Origin of the sequence: Micromonospora sp. LOL_014 (assembly GCF_048060245.1) — a bacterium.
Classification (GTDB): domain Bacteria; phylum Actinomycetota; class Actinomycetes; order Mycobacteriales; family Micromonosporaceae; genus Micromonospora_E.
On record NZ_JBHMIP010000016.1, the window covers coordinates 127731 to 137169 of the forward strand.

The following is a 9439-nucleotide window of genomic DNA, read 5'->3' on the forward strand; positions in this document are numbered from 1 at the left end:
TCAGGCCTCCTTGACGCGCGGGTTGCGGATCGGGGTCTCGTCCTCGGTCTTCACCGCACGGCCGAGGCCGCTGACCCGGGGAGACAGGAACGCCTTGGTCCGGGCCAGCATCGACATGATCGGGTGCCGGAACAGGAACACCACGACCAGGTCAAGCACGGTCGCCAGGCCGAGGGCGAAGGCGAAGCCCTTCACCGTGCCCACCGAGACGATGTAGAGCACGACCGCCGCCATCAGGGTGATGGCGTTCGCCGAGATGATCGTCCGCCGGGCCCGCAGCCAGGCCCGGGGTACCGCGCTGCGCGGACTTCGACCCTCACGTATCTCGTCCTTGAGGCGTTCGAAGTAGAGCACGAACGAGTCGGCCGCCACACCCAGCGAGACGATCAGACCGGCGATCCCGGCGAGGGTGAGGGTGAAACCGATCTGCCGGCCGAGCACCACCATCGCGCCGAAGACCAGCAGCGCCGAAAGGATCAGGCTGAGGAAGATCACGATGCCGAGCAGCCGGTAGTAGAAGAACGAGTAGACCGCAACCAGCAGCATGCCGATGCCGGCGGCGAGCAGGCCGGCGCGCAGGTGCTCGGTGCCGAGCGTCGCGGAGATGCTCTGCGCCTCCTGCGGCTCGAAGGTCAGCGGCAGGGCACCGTATCGCAGGTTGCTGGCCAGCTCGTTGGCGGTGGCGCTGGTGAAGTCGCCGGTGATCTGCGAGTCGCCGGTGAGTACGCCCTGGATCTCCGGTGAGGAGATCACCTCGTTGTCGAGGACCACCGCGACCCGGCACTTGCCGTCCTGGCCGAGCGCGCTCGCGTCGCACTCCTGGTCGGTGTTGTTGAACGCCTCACGGGTCAGCTCGGTCCAGGCGCGCTGGCCGGAGCCGGTGAAGTTGAGGCTGACCACCCACTGGCTGGTGGTCTGGTCGAGTACGCCGCTGGCGTCGCTGACGTCGGTGCCGACCACCTTCGCCTCGTCCAGCAGGTACTTGACCAGGCCCTCGCAGGCGACGACCTGCTGGGACTCGTCGCGGATCGAGCCGGCCTGGCGCAGCAGGAGCTTGTCGCAGGTCACGTACGGCACGTTGAACTGCACGCCGGCCGGCAGCACCCGGATCTCCGCCGGGGTCAGCTCGCCGAACGGGGCCAGGGTCTCGGCCAGCGTCGGGTCGGCGCTGAAGTCGGCCGGCGCCTGCAGGCCGGTCGCCGCCGCCCAGGCCGCCTCGCCGACCTTCGCCTGGACCTCGGCGAGGTCGGCCGGCCCGTCGGCGTCCGCGCCGGCGGCGGGCGTCGGGGACGCGCTCGGGCTCGCTTCGGGGCTGGGGCTGGCCTCAGGACTGGCAGAGCCGGTCGGATCCGGCTGGGCCATGCCGCCCTCGCCGCCGGCGGCTGGGCTCTGCTCCGCCTCCGCCTCCGGCGACGCCTCCGCGTCGGGCGAGGCACCGGGCGACGGCGACGCGTCGGCGCCCTCCTCGCCGGCGCCCTCGCTCGGCGTCGGGGACGGCTGCGGCTGGATCGGCTCACCGCCGTCGGTGGCCTTGAGCACCTTGCGGAACCGCAGCTCGGCCGCGTTACCGATCTCGGTCAGGTCGCGGTTCTGGCCGGGCAGCGAGACGACGATGTTGCGGTCGCCCTCGGTGACCACCTCGGCCTCGGAGACGCCGAGGCTGTTCACCCGGTTCTCGATGATGTCGCGGGCCCGCTCCAGCGAAGCGGCCGGCGGCGCGCTGCCGTCCTCGGTGGTCGCCTCCAGGGTGACCCGGGTGCCACCGATCAGGTCCAGGCCGAGTTTGGGCTCCAGCCGGTCCTGCCAGCTGCCGCTGGCTCCGGCGAAGAACACCATGAGGTAGAGGACGGCGAAGATGAGCCCGAGTGCGGCGAGTTGCCGCCCGGGGCGCATCTGTCCCTGAGGTGGTGCCACGGCGGTCCTGTCTCCCTGCGCGGTTCGGCCGCTGGTGCCCCGGGCGGCAGCGGTTGGTGCCACTGGTGCGAGCGGCGGTGGGGTGGTCGTCGTACCAGCCGCGACCGTCAGGTCGAGCGGTCGTGACCGGCAACACAACGATCAGTATCGTCGATGTAACTCGGGTCTGGCGACCCGGGGTGGCTCAGTCCTTGGTCGGCACCTCGTCCGCCGGGGCGGACTCGGTCGTCGCGCTGGCGTCGGTCTTCGGCACCACCCGGGCGATCGCCGGTCGGGCGTAGCGCTCGTGCACGCCGGGCGAGACCTCCAGCATCACCGTCTCGTCGTCCATGCTGGACACGGTGCCGTACAGGCCGCCGATGGTGACGACCTCGTCGCCGGCGCTGATCGACGACTGCATCTGCTCGGCTTCGCGGCGCCGCTTCTGCTGCGGCCGGATCATCATGAAGTACATGACGACGAAGAGCAGGCCGATCATCAGGATGGGCATGAAGCTGGCGCCGCCCGCGCCCTCTTGCGCCAAGAACACAACAACAACCTTTCGTCAGCCACTCGCGACGCCGTTGCGCTCTGCGGAGGCGAGATCTCACGTGCCGTACAGACCGCGGCGAGTCTAGTCGCTGTGACTGTGAACTCTGGGATCGGCACGGATCACGTTCAGATCACGAGATAATCTAAGCCTCATCTGAGAATAAATCTGGCATATTGGACGCCATGCCGCCTGCCGTACCAGCCCGGGACTGAACACCCGGCACGGCCGGACCGCCGAGCGTCCCCGGCGGCGGCACCCGGCCGAAATGCCGCCAGGTCGCCTCGGTCGCCACCCGCCCCCGGGGGGTACGGGCCAACAGCCCCGCCCGCACCAGGAACGGCTCACAGACCTCCTCGACCGTGTCCGGCTGCTCCCCCACCGCCACCGCCAGGGTGGACAACCCGACCGGGCCGCCACCGAACGAACCGATCAACGCGGTCAGCACCGCCCGGTCCAGCCGGTCCAGACCCAGCTCGTCGACGTCGTACACGGCCAACGCCGCCCGGGCGGTCTCCCGGTCGACCACCCCGGCCGCCCGCACCTCGGCGTAGTCACGGACCCGGCGCAGCAGCCGGTTGGCGATCCGCGGAGTCCCCCGGGACCGGCCGGCGATCTCCGCCGCCCCGTCCGGCGTGATCGGCACCGCGAGAATCCCCGCCGACCGGGTCAGCAGCACCTCAAGCTCGGTCGACTCGTAGAAGTCCAGATGCGCGACGAAGCCGAACCGGTCCCGCATCGGCCCGGTCAGCAGACCGGCCCGGGTGGTCGCACCGACCAGGGTGAACGGCTCCACGTCCAGCGGAATCGCCGTCGCCCCCGGCCCCTTGCCGACCACCACGTCGACCCGGAAGTCCTCCATCGCGCTGTAGAGCAGCTCCTCGGCCGGCCGGGCGATCCGATGGATCTCGTCGATGAACAGCACGTCGCCCTCGGCCAGGCTGGTCAGGATCGCCGCCAGGTCACCGGAGCGTTCGATGGCCGGCCCGCTGGTCACCCGGATACCCGAACCCAGCTCGGCGGCGACGATGTTGGCCAACGTCGTCTTGCCCAGCCCCGGCGGGCCGCTGAGCAGAATGTGGTCCGGCGGCGCCCCCCGGCCCATCGCACCCCGCAGCAGCAGGTCCAGCTGGTCCCGGACCCGGTGCTGGGCGATGAACTCGGCCAGCCGACGCGGCCGGACGCTGACCTCCGCGTCGCGTTCGGCGTCGCTGGCGTACGCCGACACCAGGCCCTCGACGTCGTCACTCACCGGCTCTTACCCAACAATCTGATCGCCTGCTTGAGCAGCACCGGGACCGGCGGCGGCGGACCGTCCAGGCTCTCCGCCACGGCGGCCACCGCCTGGTCGGCCTGCCCGGCGGTCCAGCCGAGCCCGACCAACGCCTGCCGGACCTGCTCCGGCCAGGCCCCGGCGGTCACCCCGGCCGCGCCGTCGGCACCCACCGGCACCGGCCCGACCCGGTCCCGCAACTCCAGCACCAGCCGCTCGGCGCCCTTCTTGCCGATCCCCGGCACCCGGGTCAGCGCCGCCGTGTCGGCGTTCGCGATCGCCTTACGCACCGCGTCCGGGGTGAGCACCGACAGCACCGCCTGGGCCAACCGGGGCCCGACCCCGCTGGCCGTCTGCAGCAGCTCGAACAGCTGCTTCTCGTCGTCGTCGGCGAAGCCGTACAGGGTGAGCGAGTCCTCGCGGACCACCAGGCTGGTGGCCAGCCGGGCCGGGCCGCCGGGCCGCAGGTTGGCCAGGGTGCCCGGGGCGCAGTGCACCGCCAGGCCGACCCCGCCGACCTCGATCACCGCACTGTCCGGCGCGACCGCCAGCACCACCCCGCGCAGACTCGCGATCATCGGGCCCCTCCGCTCCGGGCCGCCCGCTGTGCGGCGGCCAGCCGGTCATGCGTACCACCTCGCCAGATGTGGCAGATCGCCAGGGCGAGCGCGTCGGCGGCGTCCGCCGGGCGGGGCGGGCGGTCCAGCCGCAGCAGCCGGGTCACCATCGCCGTCACCTGGGCCTTGTCGGCCTGGCCGGAACCGGTCACCGCCGCCTTCACCTCGCTCGGGGTGTAGGTCCGCACCGGCAGCCCGGCCCGCGCGCCGGTCAGCACGGCCACCGCGCTGGCCTGCGCGGTGCCCATCACGGTACGCACGTTGTGCTGGCTGAACACCCGCTCGACCGCCACGCTGCGCGGCTGGTGTTCGGCGACCAGGGCGGTCAGCCGCTCGTCGAGGTACAGCAGTCGGTCCGGCAGGTCGTCAGCCGGGTCGGTCTGCACCACGTGGTACGCGACCAGCCGGCACGGCCGACCCGGCACACCCTCCACCACGCCGACCCCGCACCTCGTCAGGCCGGGGTCGACACCGAGCACCCGCACCGCCGATCCTCCCCCAGCCGACACCACCGCCACACGTACGTGTGTTCGACACCCTAGCCAACCGGCAGCGGGCCGGGACAGCCGACACGCGTACCGGAGCCAGCCGGCCGGTACGTCAGTTCAGCTGCACGACGATGACCGCGTCCTGGCTCAGATCGACCGCGTACTCCAGACGCAGGCCGGTGGTGCCGGCCGGGACCTCGAACGGGACGTACCCCTCGACCGAGTCACCGGGGGCGAGGGTGACCGCCTCCGGGGCTTCCCCGACCTCGGCGTCGTAGAAGGACGGTGCGTAGGTTTCGTCCGACTCGTCGAGGAGGAAGAACTGCACGACGTTCGACTCCCAGGGTTCGGCGTCAACGTTCTCGATCTTCACCTGGAGGTACAGCACTTCGTTGCCCTCGCCGACCTCCCACAGTGGGGAGCCTGCGGCGGAGGTGCCGAACGATTCGACGGTGAGCCTGCGCCCGTTGAGTTCCTCGGTGTACGGGAGTGGCTCCGCCGCGGTGCTGGTGTCACCGCCGGCATCGGCGCCGTCGGCCGGTTCGTCGGCCTGCGACGGCGCCGCTGTCTCGTCGACGCTCGACGACGGCGTCCCCTCCGTCGATGAACAGCCTGTGGCGAGGAGCCCGAGAACGCCGAGCACGGCGATCTGGGCAACTGCGGCAGCGAGTTTCCTGTTGGCCATCGTGTCCTCATTCACGGATACGTTGCGACTTGGTCTGCGCACCCGGATCAGCGCCAGCGGAGGAACCGCTGGTTCAGGTGATCTTCGGCGCTCCCGTGACGCTAGAGGAGGTTGTCAAACCGCGCGGCACCGAGCAGCAGCCAGTCGAGGCCACGTTGGCGTACCCCGGCCACGAGGGCGTGCAGCGCGAGACTGTGCTGTTTCCGCCGGACTCGCCCCGCAGTCCGGCCAGCAGCGGCAGACAGATCCGCTGCCAGGTCGCGACGACACACTCGTCGGCGATCCGCTGCGCGATCAGCGTGGCGACCCGGTGCGGATCGAGCCCATCAGCCGCCGCCCAGATCCCATCCATCTGGGTATGACGTTGGTGCCGGCGTAGGCTGCGCCGGGTGACAAGGACGAAACGGTCCTGGGGTTCGGACCGGACGGCGGCGGACGCCGCCTACGCGGCGGCGTTCGACCGATTGTTCGTTCAGGGCCGGGACGCGGTCCTGTCTGGGACGCACTACCGGGACACGCCGCCGGTTGACGGTGGCCGGTGGGGGATGTCGGTGGTGTTCATTCCCGACCCGGACAGTGTGTCGAGGCTGGCTGCGGTGACCGCCGAGGTAATGGGCTTCGCCGGGCCGGGCCATTGGCCGACCGGTGCCCCGGAGGCGGTGCACTTCACTGTCCGGGCCGTCGAAGACCATCGCCGCGATCTTGCTGCAGGTGATCCGTTGGCGGGTCGGTCTGCGGCTGCGCTGGGCCGGGCGGCTACGGCGTGTCGGCCCGTCCGGTTCAGGCTGGGTGGAGTGACGCTCACGCCGTCCGGGGTGATGGTGTGCGCGTTTCCCCTTGACGGCGCTGCCGACGAGTTCGCTGATCGGCTCGGTGTGGAGTTGGGGTCCGACGGCTGGTTCGAGGACAGCTATCACCGTGACATCTGGTACGCGACGCTGGTGCACTTCACCGATGAGGTTCGCGACGGGCAGGGATTGGTGGACTGGGTAGCCCGGCGGCGGAATCTGCGACTGGGCGAGGCCACGATCGACCGGGCGGATCTGCTGCGGTTTCAGCACAACGGCCGGCAACCGGTACGGGTTGGGCTCGACCACGCGCGCCTGGGCGCGGCATCGGTCGCCGCTCCCATCTCGGATCACCGGTGACTGGTGGTGCGGCAGGTGCCGCCCCACCAGGAGCGTGACGGTTGTGTCCGGTGGCCGGGGATGTCGACTCGGTTGACGGTGCGCTGAGGTTCGAGCGCGGTTTGGACCCCGGGGCGTCCGCCCGGATCTCCCATCCAGTTCCCCGAGTGGGGATTCGGTCCAGCGGGACCACGCAAGCTCAACCGGGCCGGGTCGACCCCTTCCAGGCAACGGGGAAGCGCCCGAATGAGGTTTGCCGGGGACCCGGCGGACCGGTGAGCCGTGGGGAGCGGTGAGGCGCGACGCCCCGGGGCCGTTCAGCAGGGACCCAACTGGGTCCCGGCCGGGTCCCCCGAGGCGGGGGCGACGATGGGGTTGCCCGCCCCGGGGGAGCTTTCGACGGGGCGCACCGGGCACCCCTGGTTGTTGGCCGTCGTCCTGGTGACGATCCCGGGTCGGCGCAGCGCGTCGCGGTACGCGCGCACACTGGTGATGTTGCCGTGCCGCTGCGGGTCGTCGCTGATCTCCCGGCCGTAGAGCGTCACCCACGACAGCCACTCCGGGGATGGCCAAATCTCCTCAACCCGGAGCCGGACCGGGCGGTCGCCGTCCACGTGGTCACACTGACGCAGCGCCACGAGATCGCCGGGACACACCGGAGGTTCAGTGTCAGACATCGTCGAGGGCTCCGTACGACTCGGCGGACTCGTCAAGGTCGTCGTGCGGGTAGCCGGGCGGCATCATCCCGGAGAGCTGGAGTACGGCCCGGATGCGCCGGGCGCTCCCCGGCTCCCACCGGTCCAGGATGGTGATCGCCCGCAGCAGTGGACGGCAGGGGCCGGGGACGCCTCCGCAGCGGTGGCACTCCCCGGTGGTCCGGTTCGGCAGGTGGGTGCGGGCCGTCGAGTTCGCGTCGTGGATCGCCCGGGACAGCTCCGGGGACCGGGCAGCCCCGGGTGCGTCGCCGGCCTCGGCCGGAGCGGGCGTGACACCCCGGGCACCGGCCAGCCGAAACGGCCAGCCCTCATCCGGGGTGGTCTCCCCGGGGGTCCGCTTCGCCAGCGGTGGCCGACCCGGCGTCGGACCGGGCGGGAGGTTGTCTCCACTCGCATCGCTCGACGTGCTGTCCGGGCCGTGTTGGAAAGATCGATATCGGGCGAGGCGGGGTTCACCACCGATTCCGTCGTTCCTGGGCATCCGTACCCCCTCGATTGAGTAGATCGGGTTGCGCTTCGTCGATTTCCACCCTGGACTGTGGGCGGTGTTAAGCGGAAGATGGTTGCGGGGGCTGGATAGCGCAGTACGGCCCCGATCAGTCCGTGGCGACGATTGAGGAACGTGAGGGGCTTGTGTTTGCCAGCGAGTATCTGATATCGGACTTACGCCGCACGCGCGAGATGCTGGGCCTCACGCAGGAGGCATGGGGCGCGCGTATCCGGTTCTCCGCGCAGCACGTCAGTTCCATCGAGCGCGGGATCAGGGCGGTGCTGCCCGACTACGTACAAGCCGTGGATCGAGCGTTCGGGACGAACTTCTCTCACTTCTACCGGGAGTACGTGGTGGGGGACTCGTCACCGATCTGGTTGCGGCCATGGCTCGACCACGAACGCGAGGCGACGACGCTTCGCTACTTCCAGCTGGCGGTCGTCCCTGGCCCACTCCAGACGGAGGCGTACGCCCGCGCGATCATCGGCACCACGCGATCAGGTGCCGCAGCAGACGATGCGGTCGCGGCCCGGCTGGCTCGCAGGGAGATCATCACCCGCGACATCGACCCGCCCCGGGTCGTCGCCATCCTCGATGACGCGGTGCTTCGCAGGCCGGTCGGCGGCATGGCAGTCATGTACGAGCAGTTGACCACATTGGTCGACGCGATCGAGCGGCCCAACATCAGCATCTTCATCGTCCCGGCCCATGTCGGGGCGTATGCCGGATTGGACGGCCCGGTGGAACTGGCGACGACCCACGGGCGGACTGTCGGAGTGCGAGATGCGCCCGGTGCGGGCAACGTGGTGGAGGACCCCGCCGGGGTGGAACTGCTGGAACATCAGTGGGAAGCGATCCGGGAGTATGCTCTGCCGCAAGACCAGAGCCTCGACCTGATCATGAAAGCAGTGGATACATGGACGTGACCACGTTGAGCTGGCGCAAGTCGACCCGCAGCAACGGCAGCAGCAATTGTGTCGAGGTCGCCGACAACCTTCCCGGCCGCGTACTCGTCCGGGACACCAAGGACCGCGACGGCGGCACCCTGACCTTCGCCCCGGCCGCCTGGTCACACTTCATCGAACTGACCAAAGCACACAACTGACCCCGCGTACGCACGTACGGCGGAAGCCCCGGCCCCACCTCGATGGGTCCGGGGCTTTCGCCGTTCTCGGCCGGACCACAAACGCGCAGCCGAGCAACGACAGAAACCACCGTGCGTGGTGACCCCGCCAGCGTCTGGGACCGCACACTGTTGAGTCACAACAGTCAAAAGTGCGTGAACCGCATTCTTGCGCGGCACGCACTTTTGCACCCTCGGTTTGCTATACCTGGCAGGGCGCGGGCTCGGATCCATCAACGAGTAGCGGTGACCGAGCGTGTCGCGGTCGCCGACAACCTTCCCGGCCTGACCAAGGGCACTCAACTGAGCCCAGCGGAATCAGCGAGGGGAGGGCTGGGGCACGTAATTCTCGCGAAATTACGTACCCCAGCCCTCCCCTCGCGACGGTTCGGCGGCTTCAGCAGTCAGGCGATCCGCCAGGGCTATTGCAAAGTCGGGTGACCCCTGGTCACGGCAGGGTTTCCCGTGGTTACGGCG

The 9439-nt window shown here is 70.2% G+C and carries 12 protein-coding genes; 3 read left to right on the forward strand and 9 right to left on the reverse strand.

From position 1 onward, the window contains the following. The 7 genes from secD to ACFHW1_RS16190 form a co-directional block, all read right to left on the reverse strand. Complete coding sequence (gene secD / locus ACFHW1_RS16160) at window positions 1-1914, reverse strand: protein translocase subunit SecD (RefSeq protein WP_416556793.1); 1914 nt, start codon at window positions 1912-1914, stop codon at window positions 1-3. A gap of 184 nt (window positions 1915-2098) precedes the next feature. Continuing rightward, window positions 2099-2443 (reverse strand): preprotein translocase subunit YajC, encoded by a 345-nt coding sequence (gene yajC / locus ACFHW1_RS16165; RefSeq protein ID WP_416556794.1) that lies wholly within the window; start codon window positions 2441-2443, stop codon window positions 2099-2101. A gap of 145 nt (window positions 2444-2588) precedes the next feature. Continuing rightward, window positions 2589-3695: a Holliday junction branch migration DNA helicase RuvB gene (ruvB, locus tag ACFHW1_RS16170; RefSeq protein ID WP_416556795.1), complete on the reverse strand. Its 1107-nt coding sequence runs from the start codon at window positions 3693-3695 to the stop codon at window positions 2589-2591. Further along, entirely contained in the window at window positions 3692-4294 is a 603-nt protein-coding gene (ruvA, locus tag ACFHW1_RS16175) for a Holliday junction branch migration protein RuvA (RefSeq protein WP_289212706.1), read from the reverse strand. Before ruvA ends, ruvB begins: the two co-directional genes overlap by 4 nt. Then, entirely contained in the window at window positions 4291-4818 is a 528-nt protein-coding gene (gene ruvC / locus ACFHW1_RS16180; protein WP_416556796.1) for a crossover junction endodeoxyribonuclease RuvC, read from the reverse strand. Before ruvC ends, ruvA begins: the two co-directional genes overlap by 4 nt. Window positions 4819-4933: 115 nt before the next feature. Next, window positions 4934-5506 (reverse strand): DUF4352 domain-containing protein, encoded by a 573-nt coding sequence (locus ACFHW1_RS16185; protein WP_416556797.1) that lies wholly within the window; start codon window positions 5504-5506, stop codon window positions 4934-4936. A gap of 73 nt (window positions 5507-5579) precedes the next feature. Then, on the reverse strand, window positions 5580-5858 hold the full coding sequence (locus ACFHW1_RS16190) for a hypothetical protein (RefSeq protein WP_416615677.1): 279 nt from the start codon (window positions 5856-5858) through the stop codon (window positions 5580-5582). A gap of 37 nt (window positions 5859-5895) precedes the next feature. Here ACFHW1_RS16190 and ACFHW1_RS16195 point away from each other — a divergent pair, with 37 nt between their 5' ends. Beyond that, window positions 5896-6654 (forward strand): hypothetical protein, encoded by a 759-nt coding sequence (locus tag ACFHW1_RS16195; RefSeq protein ID WP_416556799.1) that lies wholly within the window; start codon window positions 5896-5898, stop codon window positions 6652-6654. A gap of 296 nt (window positions 6655-6950) precedes the next feature. On the opposite strand, the gene ACFHW1_RS16200 is transcribed toward ACFHW1_RS16195, so the two are convergent. Both ACFHW1_RS16200 and ACFHW1_RS16205 read right to left on the reverse strand, forming a co-directional pair. Then, the gene (locus ACFHW1_RS16200) at window positions 6951-7310 is read right to left on the reverse strand and encodes a hypothetical protein (protein WP_416556800.1); all 360 of its coding nucleotides are present in this window, start codon (window positions 7308-7310) and stop codon (window positions 6951-6953) included. Beyond that, window positions 7303-7830 (reverse strand): hypothetical protein, encoded by a 528-nt coding sequence (locus tag ACFHW1_RS16205; RefSeq protein WP_416556801.1) that lies wholly within the window; start codon window positions 7828-7830, stop codon window positions 7303-7305. The genes ACFHW1_RS16200 and ACFHW1_RS16205 overlap by 8 nt, the downstream gene beginning before the upstream one ends. Before the next feature lie 122 nt (window positions 7831-7952). On the opposite strand from ACFHW1_RS16205, the gene ACFHW1_RS16210 reads away from it, so the two are divergent. Both ACFHW1_RS16210 and ACFHW1_RS16215 read left to right on the forward strand, forming a co-directional pair. After that, the gene (locus ACFHW1_RS16210) at window positions 7953-8765 is read left to right on the forward strand and encodes a helix-turn-helix domain-containing protein (RefSeq protein WP_416556803.1); all 813 of its coding nucleotides are present in this window, start codon (window positions 7953-7955) and stop codon (window positions 8763-8765) included. Beyond that, entirely contained in the window at window positions 8756-8944 is a 189-nt protein-coding gene (locus ACFHW1_RS16215) for a DUF397 domain-containing protein (RefSeq protein ID WP_416615678.1), read from the forward strand. The genes ACFHW1_RS16210 and ACFHW1_RS16215 overlap by 10 nt, the downstream gene beginning before the upstream one ends. Window positions 8945-9439 lie beyond the last annotated feature (495 nt).